Consider the following 17,823-nt stretch of genomic DNA (forward strand, 5'->3'; position numbering starts at 1 on the left):
GGGGAAGAAGGTTCGATTCAGGACTGCGGGCTGTTTTCTTCCACTACTTTCAACCACGGCCAGCGCTCGATATAGCTGGCAGCCTTGGCTTGAAAGCGCGGGAAGGACGAGTCGGGCAGCAGGGTGTTGCGTACCAGTCGTCCCTGGTACAGCTCGTCGAGTCCGAAGGGCGCGTAGACCTGCTGGTCGGCGTCGATGCCGACGCAGGTGCCACGGATCAGAAAACGGTCGATGCCGTCTTCGCAGCGGTGCAACTGCGGGTAGTCGCTGCCAAAGCGCTCGGGATACCACAGATGGACGCGCGCCTGATTGCGTACTTCCACCGTGACGGGCAGATCGGCAAACAGTGCGTTGGCGCGGCGGATAACCTGGTCTTCGGCTTCCCACGACAGATCGCTGCCGTCGAAATAGAACAGATCATAGTCCTTGATCGAGGCTGTGGGCTCTTGCTGGCTTTGCAAATTCCACACGGTCTGGAACAGGCAGCCCGCCACCAGCCGGGCCCCGGGCGCACCTAATTTGGGCAGGCGGGCCAGGATGGTCCGGTTGTGGCGGTTTTGCAGGACATCGGCCAGGAAGGCGGCCGTGGTGGCCATCAGGATTCGAGCCCCTTCTGCGCCAGCTCGGCGGCGCGCAGGACGGCGCGGGCCTTGTTCTGGGTTTCCTGCCATTCCGATTGCGGCACCGAATCGGCAACGATGCCGGCACCGGCCTGAACGAACAGGGTCTTGTCCTTGATCACGGCGGTACGAATGGCAATGGCGAGGTCCATATCGCCATTGAAGCCGAGATACCCCACGGCACCCGAGTAGATGCCGCGTTTGGTGGGCTCCAGCTCGTCGATGATCTCCATCGCCCGCACCTTGGGCGCGCCCGACACCGTGCCGGCCGGAAAGGTGGCCTTGAGAATGTCGAGATTGCTGCAACCGGGCCGCAACCTGGCTTCGACACTCGACACGATATGCATCACATGGGAATAGCGCTCGACCACCCGATCGTCGGTGATCTTGACCGAGCCGATCTGAGCCACCCGGCCAATATCGTTGCGGCCCAGGTCCATCAGCATCACATGCTCGGCGACTTCCTTGGGGTCGGCCAGCAGCTCTTGCTCCAGGGCCAGGTCTTCTTCCCGGGTCTTGCCGCGCGGGCGCGTGCCGGCGATCGGCCGTACCGTGACGGTGCCAGCTTCGTGGCGGACCAGGATTTCCGGCGAGGCCCCGACGATATGCAGATCGTCGAGGTGGTAATAGAACATATAGGGCGAAGGATTGAGCGTGCGCAGCGCCCGGTACAGCGTCAGCGGCGGCTGCTCGAAGCGCATCTGCATACGCTGGCTCAGCACCACCTGCATGATGTCGCCATCGACGATGTATTCCTTGGCTTTCTCGACCGCGCCCTTGAAGGCGGCTTCGCCGAACTCGGATTTGGCGACGGTCAGCGGCGTGGCTTCGGTACGTGGAATCTGCACCGGTTCACGCAGCTTGAGCTTGAGTTCATGGAGCCGCGAATGGGCCTTGGCGAAGGCGTTGCTGTGGGCCGGGTCGGCGTAGACCACGAAATACAGCTTTCCCGACAGATTGTCGAAGATCGCGATTTCTTCGGACAACAGCAGTTGGATATCGGGCGCCCCCAGCACATCGGGCTTGACGGTCTCAGCCAGCTTCTTCTCGATCAGCCGGATCGTCTCGTAGCCGAAGTAGCCCACCAGACCGCCGACGAAACGCGGCAGATTGGGCAGCGCCGGCACCTTGTAGCGTGCCTGGAAGGCTTCGATAAAGGTCAGCGGGTCGCCTTCATGCTGCTCGATCGTCTCGCCATCGCGCACCACTTCAACCCGGCGTCCCCATACCTTGAGCACCGTGCGCGCCGGCAGGCCGATAAACGAGTAGCGGCCGAAACGTTCGGCGCTGACCACCGATTCGAGCAGATAGGAGTAGGGAGCGTCAGCCAGGCGCAGATAGACGCCAAGCGGGGTGTACAGGTCGGCCAGACCTTCCTGGACCACGGGGATGCGGTTATAGCCTTGACGCGCAAGGGCGTCGAATTCGAGTTCGGTCATGGCGAGCTTTCTTACGAAGGGTTGATGAAAAAGACCAGCAGCGACGCGATCAGCGCCATCGCCAGGTCAGCCCGTTGCGTAAGTTAGCGGTCGTCATAGAGAGGAAGTCGTTCAGGCGGGAAAAATCAGGGCGCATTGTTCACCAAATCCGCTACCTCGACAAGATTGTCGAAAATCCAGTCGGCACCAAGCGGCGCGACCGCTTCGTAACCATAGCTCAGCAAAGCCACCGGACATCCCGCCGCCCGCGCCGCTTCGAGGTCATAGCGCGAATCGCCCACCATCAGCATCCGATGTGCTTCGATACCGAAGCGCTCGCAGACATGGCGTAGTGGCAAGGGGCTGGGCTTTTTCTCGGGCAGGCTGTCACCACCCAGTGTCAGCTCGAAATATTGAGCCAGATCGAGCCGTTGCAGGATGGCTTCAGAAAAACTGAAGGGCTTGTTGGTCACACAGGCGAGGCGAATGCCCTGGGAGTGCAATGCGGCCAGACCCTCCACCACCCCCGGATAAGGCCGGGTCAGGTCAGTCAGCATCGCAGCGTAATGGCGCTCAAAGCTCGTCAGGCCGCGTTCGAACGAGTCGGTCTGGGCGCGGCCGTCACGGTCGTCGGTGAGTGCCCGATGGACCAGCAGGGCCATGCCGCCGCCAACGAACGATTGCAACCGTTCCTGCGCCAATGCGGCCAGGCCGAGTTCTTCCCGCATGGCGTTGGCGGCGCGGGCGAGGTCGGCGATGGAATCGACCAGCGTACCGTCGAGATCAAGCGAAACTGCGCTAATCGATGTCATTATTCTTTTTTCCATAAAAGAAAATACTTTTTTAACTGTTTTCTGTCGTCGATTTTTTGTGGTGGTATCTGGGCAGATTTCCAAGAAAAACATCCGTTTAACCAAGAAAATATTTTTTCTGGCTTAGAATGTCCCCGCGTCAACCGACGCTGGAAAATTCAGGAGGAGATATTCATTGAAAAAGCATCTAATTGCCATCTTGGCCTGCTGTCCTCTGGCTTACGCTGAAGTCATCCCGGGTACCCATCTGTCGATCGAATTTCAGGCGGCACAGATTCAGGGCACCGGCCGCAATATCCATATGTACCGCATCCCGGTCAAAAACGTTAACACCGGCGTGGTGACGTTTTATAACGCTGAGTTCGAATTCGGCATCCAGAGCGACGGCTCGGTCGGTTTTACCCGGGTCAAGTCGGCCATCATTGCCGACTGGCTGCTTGGCGTGGCGGACAACTTCAATCCCGGCACTTATCAAGATACGGCTGGCAATCTCTACACCCTATCCGGCCCGGCACTGCTCAACGGGGGGCGACATAGCTACACCCTGTCGGCCCAGGGTAGCGGGAAGGTCTGGAATGCCACCTGGGTCACTGGCCCTCTGCTCAATCACCCGCTGCTCAGCAGCGGCGCCACGCCCAAGGACGGCTCGGCTGCTGCGTTCGGGGTCATGGGGTCGGTTGGCTTCGATATCGGTTCGACCAGCACCACCACCAAATGGTGCAGCGGCGGCAATATCGGGGCAAGCCAGCAAGCGGCCAATCTGCTGTTGATTGCACGCTTTCACAATGAGTGCCCCATCAGCGCTTCGTCCCCCTATCAAACCGTGGTCCTGACCCGGCAATAAGCGCGTCAGCCGGTAGTGGAACAACGTGTCGAGGCGCCAGCCAAGTGCTGGCGCTTCGATGTCACCAGCACCCCATGCAGCATCTCAGTCGCCAGTCCATGCAACACCAGCCGGTAGCCGGCCCGCAGCGTGGACATCAATACCAGCGGATGCTTGTTGTTGATCAACACCAAGCGCTCGGGCATCCCGAGCAGCGTCGCTGCGTAAATCCCTATCGTCTCGTCCAGTTGCAAGGAGTTGGTCGCCCGCCAGAAATCGTTGTCAGTCATCAATAACTGATAGATCGGGGTAAACAGCTCGATGGCCGATTGCAGATCGAGAAAATTGCTCCAGCGGTTCGGCATCGCTTCGACAGGAAACTGGTCGTCATCTCCCACCATCGAAAAATCGAGATGCTCAGGCTTCGTGAGCGTCCGTCCCTGCGCGTCCAGCCGCTGGTTCAGCTCGATGATGAAGTTGTAGAGATTCAGATCGTGCTGCAAAAACGCCAGGTCCTTCAGGTCGTCGAGGGCTTGGGGGCGCAAGGGGACTGTGTCGATCGGGCCAACGCCGGCATTGTTGCCGATGAATCGGAGAATGACCGAGCCGGCATGGAAGTGACGCAGAATCAATAGATTGGCTTCCGGACTGACCCAGGTCTTCAAGCCCCAGACCAGCAGTCGATGCAGCAGATAGGGCCGGTTGAAGCTCCGTGGCAGCAGGATTTTCAATAGCTGGAATAGGACGATCAGACCACGAGCCAGCGGCCGCAGCAGCGGCAGCACGAATTGGCGTGAACGCGAGCTGCAATCCTTGAGCCATGCGGCTTTTACGCTGTCGGGCAGCGGCGTGCTGCGGTCGAGATAGAGCGCCAGCCATGGACTGGGGTCACGCGGGTCATGCTCGGCCGGCAGGAAATCGGGCAGGGGACGCATAAGGCTCCTGGACGACTAAAAAAGAAAATATTCAGCAATATGTCTGCAAGATAGATGGCGACAAACGAACAAAAATAAATATATTATCGTCCTTCACCTCCACTTATCCCAACATATCCTCCCACTGCATGAGATATAGCTCAGCGGTCCGGCGCGCCACGCCGACGATTGCCTCGGCCGCCGTCGGATCGGCCTCCAGCGTCAGTTTCACCGCTTCCAGCCAACGCGCCAGATGATGCTCGTCGTTGGCGCCGTGGTAGTCGAGAAAGCGGAACGCCTTGGCCGGCAGGCCGTCGAGCTGGCGCTTGAGGCGCGGCAGCAGCAAGGGCACGATGCGCTGCCCCGTGCCTTCGATCAGGTAGATGGCGCCGAGCAGACCCACCGGGTCAGGACTGTCGGCCACGCGATGTAGATAGGCATTGAGCGCCTCACCGCCCGGATTGCGCCGCAACTGGTCGATCTGCTCGACCGGACCACCGGCCAGACGGTAATCCTGGAACAGGACATCGAAATCGAACTGCTCTTCGGCGGCATGCGTGCCGATCAGTGCGACCAGGGCGTGGTGGCGCGATCCCATATTGGCGATGGCGCAACGCATCCAGCGACTGCCTTCGCGGACTTGCGGAATCCAGCAGGCCATCCAGCGCTGGTAATCCGTGCAGCTGAAGCGTCCGGCGAGAATGCGCCGTACCGGTTCGCTGCGCCAGACGCGGGAGCGGTAGTCGTGCCAGACGCCCGCCAGGCGCCGCAACAACTCGGCAAGCTGCGGGTCCGCGGCCTCGGGAGCGTGCGGCGGATCAACCGGTTCCAGCGCGATTTCCGGTTCCACTCTGTCCAGCGCGCCCCTAGGACGCACCGGTTGCCAGCCCGATTGCGGCGTGACCACTTCAAACAGCATAAACGCCACGGTGAAGCGACCTGATTCGGGGACGAAGCAGAGTATCTGCTGACCCGGCTTGGCGCGGTCGCTGCGCAGGAATTCGGTCAGCATCGCGAAGATCGAAGCCGCACCGGTGTTGCCGCGCCAGGTCAGATTGCTGTACCAGCGCTCGCGTGGGATGGACAGGCCGGCGTCGCTCATCAGCTTTTCCACCAGCGGGGCGAATTTCTCCGAGGAGTAGTGGCAGAGGAAATGGTCGATGGCGGCCGGGTCGAACTGGCCGTCGTGGATCAGGCGGACGTATTCGTGGATGCCGACATCGAACAGATTGGGCAACAGGCGGATGTCCTGCCGCAGTGCCAGCGCGCCGTCGGCCTCGGCTTCGGCGGCGGACGGGTAGTCGAGGTAGGAGCGGCCCGGGGCTTCCGGATAGCCGAGCTGCATGCAGACCGGGAAGTCACCGCTGAAGGAGCGGCAATGGCTCCAGCGCAGCCGCAGCGACAGGCCGTCGGCTCGCGCGGCATCGGCCAGCAGCCAGGCGCCTGCGCCGTCCGACAGCATCCAGCGCAGGAAATGGGCGTTGAAGTCGCTATCGAATCCTCGCGGAGCAAAGCGCGAGCGTTTGAACAGCCGTGAAGGCAACTCCGCTGCCGCCACCAGCGCAAGACGATGACGTCCACGCTCGATCGCCTCGGCGGCGTATTGCAGGGCCGTGACGCCGGCCGCGCAGACGCCTTGGCTGCTCAGTGTCTCCAGTGGCGGCGCGCCCAGCTCGCCCTGGAGCATATTGGCAAAGCCCGGCAGGATGGTGTCGCCGCCTGAGGAACCGGTGCACAGCAGGCTGATGTCGGTGAGCGGGACCGAGGCATTGTCGAGGCAGTCGCGTACGGCCGCTGCGGCGAGCTGCCAGCTGTTGCAGGCGGTCGAGCCGTCGGGGTTGAGGGCGTAGTGGCGGGTGAGAATGCCATTCTCGGCCAGGATGCGCCGCTTGATGCGGCCGGAGGTGCGGTTGAGCGGGGCGATATAGCCATCCATCGCCTCGTTGTCGATTGGTGGGCCAGGGTAGTGCATGCCACTGCCGACCAGAAAAACCCTGTCGTAATACGCGACCATTTTGCGGCTCCCAGCTTGAGCGCAGCCCTGACCGCCGCGCAGGCATCATCGGAATGGACCAGGCAAGAGAAGGGAAACCCCGCCGTCGGTCGGGACGACGGGGCAGGGGTCAGACGGAGACTTGGGCCAGCTCGGCACGCATCGCGGCGATGGTGGCGGCATAGTCGGGGGTGTTGTAGATGGCGGAACCGGCCACGAAGGTGTCGGCGCCGGCGCGGGCGATTTCGGCGATATTGTCGACCTTCACGCCGCCATCGATTTCCAGCCAGATTTCCTGGCCGCCCGCTTCACGGTGGGCGTCGATACGGCGGCGGGCTTCGCGCAGCTTGTCGAGGGTGGCCGGGATGAACTTCTGCCCGCCAAAGCCCGGGTTGACCGACATCAGCAGGATCATATCGACCTTGTCCATCACATAGTCGAGATAGGACAGCGGGGTGGCCGGATTGAAGACCAGACCGGCCTTGCAGCCGTGTTCACGGATCAGGCTCAGGGTGCGGTCGATATGGTCGCTGGCTTCGGGATGGAAGGTGATCAGATTGGCGCCGGCCTTGGCGAAGTCGGGCACGATGCGGTCCACCGGTTTGACCATCAGATGAACATCGATCGGCGCCTGGGTCAGCGGGCGGATCGCTTCGCAGACCATCGGGCCGATGGTGAGATTGGGGACGTAGTGGTTGTCCATCACGTCGAAGTGGATGATGTCGGCGCCGGCGGCGATCACCGCCTGGACTTCCTCGCCGAGCTTGGCGAAATTGGCGGACAGGATGGACGGGGCGATACGGAAATCGGCAGCGGACATGGCGGCAACTCTCGGGAGGATCGGATACGGCGCGGATTGTAACGCCGGCCCGGCGGCCTTGTCCTTTGGGCGCGAATGTCGTGTAATCCGCCTCCTGCCGGTACGCGCTGCGATACCGCCCCCAGGGCGATCCGCCCGCCTTTTCCACCCCTTCGCTGACTCTTCGCTATGGCTGAATCCAAGAAGTACGACATCTCGGTCACAGTGCATTCGCACTATATCCCCGAACAATCAGACGAGCAGGCGGCCCGCTATGTGTTCGCCTACGAGGTGACCATCATCAATACCGGCACGGTGACCGCCCAACTGCTGAGCCGGCACTGGATCATCACCGACGCCGACAATCAGGTGCAGGAAGTGCGCGGCATGGGCGTGGTGGGCGAACAGCCGACGCTGCGGCCGGGGCAGGCCTTCCAATACGTCAGCGGCACCTCGCTGACTTCGCCGGTCGGCACCATGGAAGGCAGCTACCAATTCATGGCCGAAGACGGCCAAGCCTTCGAGGCACCGATTCCGAGCTTCGTGCTGGCGATTCCGCGTGTGTTGCATTGAGGGCGACAGACAATGCGCTAAAACGGAGCTGCGGCTCCGTTTTTTATTTTTTATCGAAAATGTCTATTTGTCTTGCAATGATTTTGCTGAAAATTTTCTGTTGAATGTCCAAGCCAGCAAAGTCATCAACCAAGCGAGCGCCAAAGCGCTGGCAGTCCTCCGGTTTCCGGCTGCATGGGTGATGGTTGTGGACGGGACACGCTGGCGGCTTAGGCGCTTTGCTCTCAACTGCTTGGACGCCGATCTCGATGTCCAGCCTTACGGCCACCCCAGTCAATCGACCTTCAGCAGCCAATCGCCGAACCCAAGGGTAAATTAAATATTATATTTTTATGTGGTTTGAATAGATCAATTCAAATTGCAAGGCAAATAAATTGATCGGAATGTTTCCCGGGGGGCGATCAATAGGTCATCTGATGTCGATATTTCCCGGGCTTGTCGATTGGAATATTCAATATCGACCTGGTTGAAAATTTACCCTGCTGCTTTCTCGCAATCCTCCTCCTTATTTCGTAGTCTTTTTTGGACTCGCCCTGTACAGGGGTTCCCGGTTTCGTCGGGTGAAAACCCCGATGATTCAAACCCTTTGTCAGGCCGAGAAAACCGGCCTCCGCCGCTCCGGCGTGAGGAAGGCCGGTCATTGATATGGACGAAAGGAGAGAGGACATGCCGGAACAGATTCGTTCGAGCCGGAAAGTAGCAGGGGTGGGGAGTAGTCTGGTCAGGCGCGGCACGATAGGGCTGTTGTTGTTCAGCCTGCTGCCAGCCATGGCCGCCGAGGATATGGGGGCTGTCCATGCGGCGCGCCTGCTGGAGCAGGCCAGCTTCGGGCCGACGATGGAAAGCATCGCCGAGGTACGCCAGCTTGGGCTGGACGCTTATCTCGACCGGCAATTTGCCTTGCCGCCCACCGGGTATGCCAATGTCAGCCGTGACAAGCAGTGTGCCGGCAAGGATTCCGCCCTATGCCACCAGACCCTGGGGATCTCCTCGATTGCCCCGTTGCAATGGCAGTTCTTCCAGAATGCCGTGCATGGCCCGGACCAGTTGCGCCAGCGGGTGGCCTTTGCGCTGTCACAGATCTTTGTGGTGTCGGCCAACGTGGTCAACGAGAACCGCCGGATGGCGCCCTACCAGCAGATGCTGCTTGACCGGGCCTTTGGCAACTTCCGCGATATTCTCTACCACGTCACCTTGAGCCCGGCCATGGGGCAGTATCTCAATATGGTCAACAGCGCCAAGGGGGATCTGGTGGCCGGGACCAAGGCCAACGAGAACTACGCCCGCGAGCTGTTGCAGTTGTTCTCGATCGGTCTGTGGCATCTCAATCCCGACGGGACGCAGCGGCTCGATACGCTGGGTCGGCCCATCCCGACCTACGAGCAGCCCGCGATACAGGAATTCGCCCGCGCGCTCACCGGCTGGACCTATGCCTCGAAGGATCGCTACCAGGCCTACGAGCTCAATATGATCGCGGTGCAGTCGCGTCATGACACCCAGGCCAAGACCTTGCTGAGCTATCAGCCCGGCATGCCTCCAGTGGTCCTGCCGGCCGGACAGACTGCCGAGGCCGATCTGAACGCGGTGATCGACCATATCTTCCATCATCCCAATGTCGGCCCGTTTATCTGCCGACGCTTGATTCAGCATCTGGTCACGGGCAATCCCTCGCCGCAGTATGTGCGCGATGTGGTCGCCGTCTTCAATGGCGAAACGCGCGAGAACAGCGTGCGTGGCGATATGAAGGCAGTGCTGCGCAAGATATTGAGTCATCCCGAGGCTCGTGGGATTTCCCTGAGCGGCACCCCGCTCAACGCTCCGCACTACGGCAAACTGCGCGAGCCCGTGGTATTGCTGGCGCAGATAATGCGCGCACTGGGCATTCGCACCGACGGCATCGCGCCGGCGGTGGTCAGCGGCAATATGGCGCAGAGCGTGTTCAGGGCGCCGTCGGTATTCAATTTCTATCCGCCCGACCATCCGCTTTCGAGCCATCCCAGCGACAGCAAGGTCGATGCGCCGACCTTCGATATCCATACCAGCGCCACTGCCTATGTCCGGCTTAACTTCTTCAACAGCCTGCTGATCTACCAGAGCGACCTCAAAGCCATCGGTTTTCGCCCCGAGAGTCCGGACCAGGTGACCAACGCGCTGGGCACCTTGCTGCCAGTCGAGCAATCGGAGTGGATCAAGCTCGGTGGCGATATCGATAGCCTGCTCGACCGTCTCAATCTCCTGCTGCTGCACGGCAGCATGAGCGCGCAGATGCGCGCCATCATCAAAGGTGTCCTGCAACAGGGCACCGTTGCCGATCCGACCCTGGAAAGCATCCGCCGCCTGCGGGTTGCCACCTACCTGATCGGTACTTCCCCCCAATTCCAGATCCAGCGCTGAGGGCCAAGCGATGACGACGCGTAGAAATTTTCTGAAGAGCGCCGCCGGCGCTTTGTTGCTGCAACAGTTCAGTCAGGTTTCCGCCTGGGCCAATACGGTTGCCGATGGCGAATATCGGGCGCTGGTCTGTGTCTTTCTGATGGGCGGCAACGACGCCAACAATATGCTGGTGCCACTCGATGACGCCCGCTACAAGGCCTATGCCACGGCGCGCCAGCCGGTCTGCTCGGGCGGGCTGACGCTGGAGCGGGCAGGGCTGGTCGGGCTGGATCGGAGCCTCGGCCTCCATCCACGGCTGGCCCCGCTCAAGCCGCTGTGGGATCGCGGCCAGATGGCGGCGCTGTTCAATGTCGGGACACTGACCAATCCGCTGACCAAGGATGAATTCAACAAGAAGGGCCGCCCCGACAATCTGTTTTCCCATGCCGAGCAGCAGTCGCAATGGCAGAGCTGCGTCAGTCGCGGCCCGACCCTGACCGGCTGGGGCGGCGGCATCGCCCAATGGATGCCGCCGCCCGATGGCTTGCCGCTGGTGGTATCGACCGGCGGCAACGTCCTGCTCGGCCGAGGCCCGACCGACAGCAATCTGGTTGTGCCGACCGACCCGGGCAAGGTCGGCATCCATCTGAGCGGCATGGGCTCGGTCAACGTGATTGCCCAGGCGATGCGCGCTTTGCGTGGCGATGCGGAAGTGGGTCAGCAGCGGCTGATGCGGGTCTATGCCGAAACCCTCGATCGCACCGACCGGCTGAGCCAGCGCTTCAATCCTTCGCTGACCTCGCCGCGCTGCGAGCGACCCAAGGCGACCCCGGGGCCCGATATGTACGACGTGATGTGCCTCGGCAAACAGCCGCTGCCGCCTGGGAATCCCCCGCCAGTCCGGGCCGATCCCTGCGGCGAGATGGCGCCGCTCGATATGCTGCCGGCAGTCGGTTCGCTGGCGACCCAGCTGGGTTCAGTGGCGCGCATTATCAAGGACCACGCGACCCTGGGCAGCAATCGGCAGATCTTCTTCGTCCTTCATGACGGCTATGACACCCATGTCGATCAAATCCGGCGACAGGACAAGCTGTATGGCGAGCTTGGGGCCGCGCTGGCGGGATTTCAGCAGGTGCTGGAGAGCCTGGGCATGGCCAATCAGGTGACGACCTTCACCGCCTCGGAATTCGGTCGCACCTTGAAACCGGCCTCGGGCGGCGGCAGCGACCACGGTTGGGGTTCGCACCATATCGTGCTCGGGGGCGCGGTCAATGGCGGCAAGTACGGCGACTTCCCCAATCTGACCCTGGCCGGCCCCGATGACATCAGCGACGCCGGCCGCTGGCTGCCGCATTTCTCGGTCGACCAGTACAGCGCCACCCTGGCGCGGTGGCTGGGTCTGCCCGAGCAGCACATCAATACGGTGTTTCCGTTCTTCACCAACGAGGAGGTCAAACGGCTTGGCTGGCCAAGCGATATGGGCTTTATGAAGAAGGTCTGATCGGGGCGTGATCGGCTGGTTTGGAGCAGCGGGAAAGCGGAGGGATCGCTTTCCCGCGCTGGGTCCACTTGCCGCGTCCGCCCCCAAAAACAAAAACCTGCCGATCAGGGTGGCGGGTTTCTGATGAAGTGGAGGCCGGAAAAGTTAAATATTTGTGCAAAACCGTCTCTATGATTGGGACGAATAATATTTATAAATAAAAAAATCCAGTCTAATCGCGCTTAAGTTCCCCACCGAGCGCTTCCACCACCGCCTCCACCAATCCGCGACCTTCACGGGTCAGCAGGGTCAGCGAGGTATCGAACATTGCTGCGGCGTCGACGGCGTCGGCTTCCTTGATCTGGTCTTCCAGCAGATCGAGGAAGGCCAGCCGCTTGATCTGCAATTTGTCGTTGAGCACGAAGGACAGCCGGTCGGCCCAGCTCAGCGCCAGTTGCGTCACCAGCTTGCCGGCCTTGAGATGCTGGATGATCTCATCGGCGCTCAGGTCATGGCGGCGGCAGGTCACCTGGGCGCCGCCATCGCCCGGGGCCTTGAGGGTGCAGTCGGCGTCGAGGCTGAAGGGTTCGGGCGCGCCGTGTTCGAGCCAGGTGGTCATGGCAGTGACGGGGTCCATCTGGGTATCGACCAGCCGGGTGGGCAGGCTGCCCAGGGTTTCGCGCAGCATCTGTAGCACCAGCTCGGCGCGGCTGGCGGTCGAGGTATCGACCCAGACCCAGCCGCCTTCGAGATCGATCAGCGCCCGCACCACGCGCGAACGCGAAAAGGCGCGCGGCAGCAGTTCTTCGGCGACCCGCTCGCGAATTTCACGGGCTTCCTTCTTGCCGACTTTGCGGGCTTCCTTCTCTTCGATATCGGCAATCCGCTCGGCGGCGAAGTCTTTGACCACGCTCGAAGGCAGCAGCTTTTCTTCGGTCTTGAGGGCGACCAGAAAGGTGGAACCGCAGGGATAGGCGAACAGATCGGGCGCATGCGGAGCCGGGGCGATCCAGCCGGCCGACAGGCGGTCGAGCTGGCCGGCGGGGACAAAAGCGCGCTGGCTCAGGCTGTCGCCGAGCTTGGCGGTGTCCACGGCGCTGGCGTCGGTCAGGCGGTAGAGTTGCAGATTCTTGAACCACATGGCGGTCGGCTCCGGTTGGCGGGGATGGATCGGGCGCCGATTGTAGTCGAAAAAGCCGGCATGGCGTTCGATCGTTCTCCATTGCGCCAAAAAATTCATACTTCAGTACCAGTACAGCCCTGCCATGCATTGATAACCATTCTCATCGAAGGCTATACTCGATACTCTTTTCGCAGTGCGATCCTTACCTGGAGCCCCACCGATGAAATTCCCTCCGCTCGTCATCGCCGCCGCCCTGTTGGCTGCGCCCGCCTTTGCCGAGGAAGTAACCGTCTATAGCGCCCGGATCGAACAGCTGGTCAAGCCGCTGTTTGATGCCTTTACCAAAGAAACCGGCGTCCAGGTCCGTTTCGTCACCGACAAGGAAGGCCCGCTGATGGAGCGGATCAAGGCCGAAGGCCCGAATACGGCTGCCGACCTGTTGCTGACCGTCGATGCAGGCAATCTGTGGCAAGCCCAGCAGATGGATCTGCTGCAAGCGGTCAAATCGCCGGTGCTCGAAGCCAATATCCCGGCCCATCTGCGCGAACCGCAGGGTTACTGGTACGGCCTGTCGGTGCGGGCCCGCTCGATGTTCTACAACCCGCAACGGGTCAAGGCGGGTGAGCTGTCGAGCTACGAAGATCTGGCCGACCCGAAATGGAAAGGCCGCCTGTGCCTGCGCACCTCGAAGAAGGTGTACAACCAGTCGCTGGTCGCCACCATGATTGCGCGGCTGGGCGAGGCCAAGACCGAACAGATCGTGCGCGGCTGGGTCGCCAATCTGGCGACCGATCCGTTTGCCGACGACACCATGATGCTCAAGGCCATCGCGGCCGGACAGTGTGATGTCGGCATCGCCAACACCTACTATTACGGCCGTCTGATCGAGAAGGAACCGAAGCTGCCGCTGATGGTGTTCTGGCCCAACCAGAAATCCTCGGGCACCCACGTCAATATCTCGGGCGCCGGCATCACCAAGCACGCCAAGAATCCAAAGGCCGCCCAGCGTCTGCTTGAGTGGATGTCGTCCGACAAGGCACAGAACCTGGTGGCCGACATCAATATGGAGTACCCGGCCAACCCCAAGGTCAAGCCTGACCGGGTGGTGGCCTCGTGGGGCGACTTCAAGCACGACTACATCAACGTGGCCAAGGCCGGCGAGTTGCAGACGGCGGCAGTCAAGCTGATGGATCGCGCCGGCTACCGTTAAGACGGCGTTTCCCGCGTTCTTTTGCCCCGCCTTGTCCGCAAGGCGGGGTATTCGTTTTTGAGGGCAGGTGAGATTGAAGTCCGTGCAACGCCATCCCGGCCTGGCCGGTCGACTCGAATCATTGGGCGCCTGGCTGATCGCCCTGTTGACCCTGGTCCCGCTGGGCGTGGTACTCGCCAGTCTGGCGCAGCCGCAGGCCGAGATCTGGGGCCATCTGGGCCGCTATGTGCTGCCCGATCTACTGATCAATACCGCCAGCATGCTGGTGGGGGTGGCGATCGGGACATTGCTGCTGGGCGTCTCCACCGCCTGGCTCACCTCGGTCTACGATTTCCCCGGCCGACGCCATTTCGCCTGGGCGCTGGCCTTGCCGCTGGCGATGCCAGCTTATGTGCTCGCCTTTGTGCAGATCGGCCTGTATGACTTCACCGGGCCGCTGCAAAGCCTGATCCGTGAACTGACCGGTGATTCGCGCTGGTTCCCGTCGATCCGCTCGCGCGGCGGCGTGATTCTGACGCTGACGCTGGCGCTCTACCCCTATGTCTATCTGCTGGCGCGCAATGCCTTTCTGACCCAGGGCCGCCGGGCGCTCGAAGCGGCGCAGTCGCTAGGTCTGTCGCGCCGAGGCGGCTTCTGGCGGGTGGCCTTGCCGATGGCGCGGCCGTGGCTGGTGGCCGGGCTGTCCCTGACCTTGATGGAATGCCTGGCCGATTTCGGCACCGTCGCTACCTTCAACTACGACACCTTCACCACGGCGATCTATAAGTCGTGGTTCTCGCTGTTCAATCTGACGGCTGCCTCGCAGCTGGCTTCATTGCTGGTCCTGGGCGTATTGGCCCTGGCGCTGGTCGAGCAGCGGATACGCGGCGATAAGCGCTACACCCAAAGTGGCCGTGCCGGCCGCCTGCCGCCCGAACCGCTGCGGGGCTGGCGCGGTTGGGCGGCGGCGCTGGCTTGTCTGGCGGTGTTGACGGTGGCGTTTCTGGGGCCGCTGGTCCAACTGCTGATCTGGGCCCACACCGCAGCGGCCACCGATCTCGACCAACGCTATATCGGCTTTGTGTTGCGCTCGCTCGGTCTGTCGGCGCTCGCGGCGGGCAGCATCGCCTTGCTGGCGCTGCTGCTGGCTTATGCGGTGCGACGCCGGACCGACTGGTCGGCGCGATTGGCCGCACGACTGGCGACATTGGGCTATGCGGTGCCGGGGACGGTGCTGGCGGTTGGTGTGTTCATCCCGATCGCCTGGCTCGACAACCGCCTGATCGAAGCCGCGACAGCGCTTGGCTGGACGGCGCCATCGGCCTTGATCAAAGGCACGCTCTTGGCGATGTTGCTGGCCTATGCCGCCCGGTTCATGGCGGTGGCGGCTGAACCGGTGCAGGCGGCCATGCAGCGCATCACCCCCAGTCAGGAAGACGCCGCTGCCTCGTTCGGACTTGGGCGGACGGCCGTGTTATGGCGGCTCCATCTGCCGCTGCTGAGGGGCGGCCTGTTCACGGCGCTGTTGATGACCTTTGTCGATGTGATGAAGGAAATGCCCATTACCCTGATGACCCGGCCTTTTGGCTGGGACACGCTGGCAGTCCGGGTCTACGAGATGACCTCGGAAGGCAATTGGGAACTGGCCGCCTTGCCGGCCGTGGCCATTGTGGCGGCCGGTCTGGTGCCGGTCGTGCTGTTGGCGCTGGAAACGGAGAAGAACTCGTGAACGGCAAACCTCTGTTGACGCTCGATTCGGTGCAGGTGCGCTATCGCGAGCGGGTGGTTCTGGACGGCCTGTCGTTGACGCTGGCCGCTGGTGAAATCGGCTGTCTGTTGGGCCCATCGGGCTGCGGCAAGACCACGGCCTTGCGGGCGATTGCCGGCTTTGAGCCGATCACCGGTGGCAGCATCCACCTCAATGGCGACACGGTGGCCGGAGAAACCGGTCATTGGCCGCCGCAGCGACGTGGCATCGGCATGGTGTTTCAGGACTATGCGCTGTTTCCGCATCTCGACGTCGCCGGCAACGTCGGCTTCGGACTCGATCGGCTGTCAAAGCCCGAGCGCAAGCGCCGGGTCGAGGAACTGCTGGCCGTGGTTGGCCTGGCTGACCTGTCTCATGCCTATCCGCATGCGCTGTCAGGCGGTCAGCAACAGCGGGTGGCCCTGGCCCGCGCTCTGGCCCCGGCGCCCCGGCTGCTGCTGCTCGATGAGCCGTTTTCCAATCTCGATGTGGAATTGCGCGAAAAGCTGTCGTTCGAGGTGCGCGAGATTCTCAAGGTACGCGGCATCACTGCCTTGCTGGTGACCCATGACCAGCACGAAGCCTTTGCACTGGCCGACCGGATCGGCGTCATGCACCAAGGCCGCCTGTGTCAGTGGGACAGCGCCTATCGGCTCTATCACGAACCGGCCAACCGCTTTGTGGCCGATTTTGTGGGCGAGGGCACATTTCTGCCCGGGACGGTGGTCGAAGCGGGCCAGATCGAGTTCGAGCTGGGACGGCGTACCTGCCCCGTATCGTGCTGCGGCATCGGTGGCCAGGTCGCAGTGCTGTTGCGGCCCGATGATATTCAACATGACGATGCCAGTCCGATGCGGGCGCAGGTGGTCAAGAAGGCATTCCGGGGTGCCGAGTTTCTCTACACGCTGGCGCTGCCATCAGGTCATAAAGTGCTGAGCCTCGTGCCCAGCCATCATGACCATGCGATTGGCGAGATGATCGGTATCCGTCTGGAAATCGATCATGTGATTGCGTTCTGTGAGTAAGCGCGGCGCACGAGAGTCGTAGTAGGGGTGGAGACAGAGAGTGCTTGCCTCTCGATCTCATCGACTTACCAATCCCCACTCCTCTCATCGAGCCAACTGGATCAAGCACTGCAAGTACGGTCGTCGCTGATCAGTTCAGTACAATACTTGCCACGCCACAGAGAATAGGTGAGTCGTTCCAGCCGCCACCGAATAGATAAAGGCATCAAGATGATCAAGCAGGTCAACAAGCCCAGCCAAATCTCGCGGCTCGTATTACGAGGCTATAAGTGGCGAATTCAAATTTGAAGCATGCCCAACTATCAGAAAACTGTCCATGGGCCACTGATCGCTTGCGATATCGGATTGGATGCCATCCGTCGAGCCTGTCCGCATTTCAATGGATGGCTACAAGCCATGGAAGCGCTCGCCAGATAGACGCCCCTATTCTCCGGGCAGCTCACCCTCCCTCACGCCACCCCAGCACCATAATCGCCATCCCCAACAACGCCACGCCGGCGCCGAGCCAGTCGAGCGGGGAGGGTTTGATCCCGTCCACCACCCTGAGCCATACCAGCGCGCTGGCGACATAGACGCCACCGTAGGCAGCATAGACCCGGCCGCTTGGGGCCGGATGCAGGCTCAGCAGCCAGACAAAGAGCGTCAGACCGGCGGCCGCCGGCACCAGCAGCCAGGCGGAGCCGCCTTTGCGCAACCATAGATAGGGCAGGAAGCAGCCGACGATCTCGGCCAGGGCGGTGGCGCAGAACAGGCCGGTGGTCTTGCCGAGCGTCAGCCAGGTTTCGGGAGAGGCGGGAAGTTTGAGCACGATCAAGACCAGTCAGGAAAAGAAATGCCGCCCGTCGTATCCGATCAGGCGGCGTCTTGCCTGGCGCATTGCCAGGCAATCCGGAGTCGGCGTGTCCGGGCCGCAAGGCCCAGGCTCGCGGCACTC

General features: G+C 61.8%; 16 protein-coding genes. 8 read left to right on the forward strand and 8 right to left on the reverse strand.

Annotation, left to right across the window (positions count from 1 at the left end; all coding sequences use genetic code 11):
• Window positions 1–17: 17 nt before the first annotated feature.
• The 3 genes from ACFOW7_RS03485 to ACFOW7_RS03495 all read right to left on the reverse strand — a co-directional run bounded on the left by ACFOW7_RS03485 (window position 18) and on the right by ACFOW7_RS03495 (window position 2,850).
• Window positions 18–596: a nucleotidyltransferase family protein gene (locus tag ACFOW7_RS03485; protein ID WP_378161066.1), complete on the reverse strand. Its 579-nt coding sequence runs from the start codon at window positions 594–596 to the stop codon at window positions 18–20.
• Complete coding sequence (gene trpE / locus ACFOW7_RS03490; RefSeq protein WP_378161068.1) at window positions 596–2,059, reverse strand: anthranilate synthase component I; 1,464 nt, start codon at window positions 2,057–2,059, stop codon at window positions 596–598. Before trpE ends, ACFOW7_RS03485 begins: the two co-directional genes overlap by 1 nt.
• Window positions 2,060–2,184: 125 nt before the next feature.
• A complete protein-coding gene (locus tag ACFOW7_RS03495) occupies window positions 2,185–2,850 on the reverse strand; it encodes a phosphoglycolate phosphatase (RefSeq protein ID WP_378161070.1) in 666 nt (221 codons plus the stop codon).
• Between the two features lie 175 nt (window positions 2,851–3,025).
• Here ACFOW7_RS03495 and ACFOW7_RS03500 point away from each other — a divergent pair, with 175 nt between their 5' ends.
• Window positions 3,026–3,694 (forward strand): hypothetical protein, encoded by a 669-nt coding sequence (locus tag ACFOW7_RS03500; protein ID WP_378161072.1) that lies wholly within the window; start codon window positions 3,026–3,028, stop codon window positions 3,692–3,694.
• 5 nt (window positions 3,695–3,699) lie between these two features.
• Here ACFOW7_RS03500 and ACFOW7_RS03505 read toward each other — a convergent pair whose 3' ends face one another.
• The 3 genes from ACFOW7_RS03505 to rpe form a co-directional block, all read right to left on the reverse strand.
• Window positions 3,700–4,608 (reverse strand): DUF6999 family protein, encoded by a 909-nt coding sequence (locus ACFOW7_RS03505; protein ID WP_378161074.1) that lies wholly within the window; start codon window positions 4,606–4,608, stop codon window positions 3,700–3,702.
• 103 nt (window positions 4,609–4,711) lie between these two features.
• The gene (locus tag ACFOW7_RS03510; protein ID WP_378161076.1) at window positions 4,712–6,601 is read right to left on the reverse strand and encodes an iron-containing redox enzyme family protein; all 1,890 of its coding nucleotides are present in this window, start codon (window positions 6,599–6,601) and stop codon (window positions 4,712–4,714) included.
• Between the two features lie 109 nt (window positions 6,602–6,710).
• The gene (gene rpe, locus ACFOW7_RS03515) at window positions 6,711–7,400 is read right to left on the reverse strand and encodes a ribulose-phosphate 3-epimerase (RefSeq protein WP_378161079.1); all 690 of its coding nucleotides are present in this window, start codon (window positions 7,398–7,400) and stop codon (window positions 6,711–6,713) included.
• A 168-nt stretch (window positions 7,401–7,568) separates the two neighbouring features.
• Between rpe and apaG the strand changes: the two genes are divergently transcribed.
• The 3 genes from apaG to ACFOW7_RS03530 all read left to right on the forward strand — a co-directional run bounded on the left by apaG (window position 7,569) and on the right by ACFOW7_RS03530 (window position 11,826).
• Window positions 7,569–7,952, forward strand: a complete 384-nt coding sequence (gene apaG / locus ACFOW7_RS03520; protein ID WP_378161081.1) for a Co2+/Mg2+ efflux protein ApaG — start codon at window positions 7,569–7,571, stop codon at window positions 7,950–7,952.
• Between the two features lie 666 nt (window positions 7,953–8,618).
• Window positions 8,619–10,346 (forward strand): DUF1800 domain-containing protein, encoded by a 1,728-nt coding sequence (locus ACFOW7_RS03525; RefSeq protein WP_378161083.1) that lies wholly within the window; start codon window positions 8,619–8,621, stop codon window positions 10,344–10,346.
• 10 nt (window positions 10,347–10,356) lie between these two features.
• Window positions 10,357–11,826 (forward strand): DUF1501 domain-containing protein, encoded by a 1,470-nt coding sequence (locus tag ACFOW7_RS03530; RefSeq protein ID WP_378161085.1) that lies wholly within the window; start codon window positions 10,357–10,359, stop codon window positions 11,824–11,826.
• Window positions 11,827–12,037: 211 nt separating this feature from the next.
• Here the strand turns inward: ACFOW7_RS03530 and ACFOW7_RS03535 are convergent, their stop codons facing one another.
• A complete protein-coding gene (locus ACFOW7_RS03535) occupies window positions 12,038–12,946 on the reverse strand; it encodes a recombination-associated protein RdgC (RefSeq protein ID WP_378161087.1) in 909 nt (302 codons plus the stop codon).
• Window positions 12,947–13,148: 202 nt separating this feature from the next.
• On the opposite strand from ACFOW7_RS03535, the gene ACFOW7_RS03540 reads away from it, so the two are divergent.
• From ACFOW7_RS03540 to ACFOW7_RS03555, 4 genes are all read left to right on the forward strand, one after another.
• Complete coding sequence (locus tag ACFOW7_RS03540; protein ID WP_378161089.1) at window positions 13,149–14,138, forward strand: Fe(3+) ABC transporter substrate-binding protein; 990 nt, start codon at window positions 13,149–13,151, stop codon at window positions 14,136–14,138.
• 82 nt (window positions 14,139–14,220) lie between these two features.
• Window positions 14,221–15,846: an ABC transporter permease gene (locus tag ACFOW7_RS03545; RefSeq protein ID WP_378161091.1), complete on the forward strand. Its 1,626-nt coding sequence runs from the start codon at window positions 14,221–14,223 to the stop codon at window positions 15,844–15,846.
• Window positions 15,843–16,889 (forward strand): ABC transporter ATP-binding protein, encoded by a 1,047-nt coding sequence (locus tag ACFOW7_RS03550; RefSeq protein ID WP_378161093.1) that lies wholly within the window; start codon window positions 15,843–15,845, stop codon window positions 16,887–16,889. The genes ACFOW7_RS03545 and ACFOW7_RS03550 overlap by 4 nt, the downstream gene beginning before the upstream one ends.
• A gap of 291 nt (window positions 16,890–17,180) precedes the next feature.
• Window positions 17,181–17,306, forward strand: a complete 126-nt coding sequence (locus tag ACFOW7_RS03555) for a DUF4276 family protein (protein ID WP_378161095.1) — start codon at window positions 17,181–17,183, stop codon at window positions 17,304–17,306.
• A 22-nt stretch (window positions 17,307–17,328) separates the two neighbouring features.
• Here the strand turns inward: ACFOW7_RS03555 and ACFOW7_RS03560 are convergent, their stop codons facing one another.
• Window positions 17,329–17,697, reverse strand: a complete 369-nt coding sequence (locus ACFOW7_RS03560) for a YnfA family protein (RefSeq protein WP_449252212.1) — start codon at window positions 17,695–17,697, stop codon at window positions 17,329–17,331.
• Between the last annotated feature and the right edge of the window lie 126 nt (window positions 17,698–17,823).

The organism is Chitinimonas lacunae (assembly GCF_042650885.1).
In the GTDB taxonomy this organism is placed as follows: Bacteria; Pseudomonadota; Gammaproteobacteria; order Burkholderiales; family Chitinimonadaceae; genus Chitinimonas_A; species Chitinimonas_A lacunae.

Excerpts from the sequence above, each read along its gene's own strand:
- ACFOW7_RS03485 (WP_378161066.1), bottom strand. The coding sequence starts at position 596 with ATGGCCACCACGGCCGCCTTCCTGGCCGATGTCCTGCAAAACCGCCAC.
- trpE (WP_378161068.1), bottom strand. The coding sequence starts at position 2,059 with ATGACCGAACTCGAATTCGACGCCCTTGCGCGTCAAGGCTATAACCGC.
- ACFOW7_RS03495 (WP_378161070.1), bottom strand. The coding sequence starts at position 2,850 with ATGACATCGATTAGCGCAGTTTCGCTTGATCTCGACGGTACGCTGGTC.
- ACFOW7_RS03505 (WP_378161074.1), bottom strand. The coding sequence starts at position 4,608 with ATGCGTCCCCTGCCCGATTTCCTGCCGGCCGAGCATGACCCGCGTGAC.
- ACFOW7_RS03510 (WP_378161076.1), bottom strand. The coding sequence starts at position 6,601 with ATGGTCGCGTATTACGACAGGGTTTTTCTGGTCGGCAGTGGCATGCAC.
- rpe (WP_378161079.1), bottom strand. The coding sequence starts at position 7,400 with ATGTCCGCTGCCGATTTCCGTATCGCCCCGTCCATCCTGTCCGCCAAT.
- apaG (WP_378161081.1), top strand. The coding sequence starts at position 7,569 with ATGGCTGAATCCAAGAAGTACGACATCTCGGTCACAGTGCATTCGCAC.
- ACFOW7_RS03525 (WP_378161083.1), top strand. The coding sequence starts at position 8,619 with ATGCCGGAACAGATTCGTTCGAGCCGGAAAGTAGCAGGGGTGGGGAGT.
- ACFOW7_RS03530 (WP_378161085.1), top strand. The coding sequence starts at position 10,357 with ATGACGACGCGTAGAAATTTTCTGAAGAGCGCCGCCGGCGCTTTGTTG.
- ACFOW7_RS03535 (WP_378161087.1), bottom strand. The coding sequence starts at position 12,946 with ATGTGGTTCAAGAATCTGCAACTCTACCGCCTGACCGACGCCAGCGCC.
- ACFOW7_RS03540 (WP_378161089.1), top strand. The coding sequence starts at position 13,149 with ATGAAATTCCCTCCGCTCGTCATCGCCGCCGCCCTGTTGGCTGCGCCC.
- ACFOW7_RS03555 (WP_378161095.1), top strand. The coding sequence starts at position 17,181 with ATGCCCAACTATCAGAAAACTGTCCATGGGCCACTGATCGCTTGCGAT.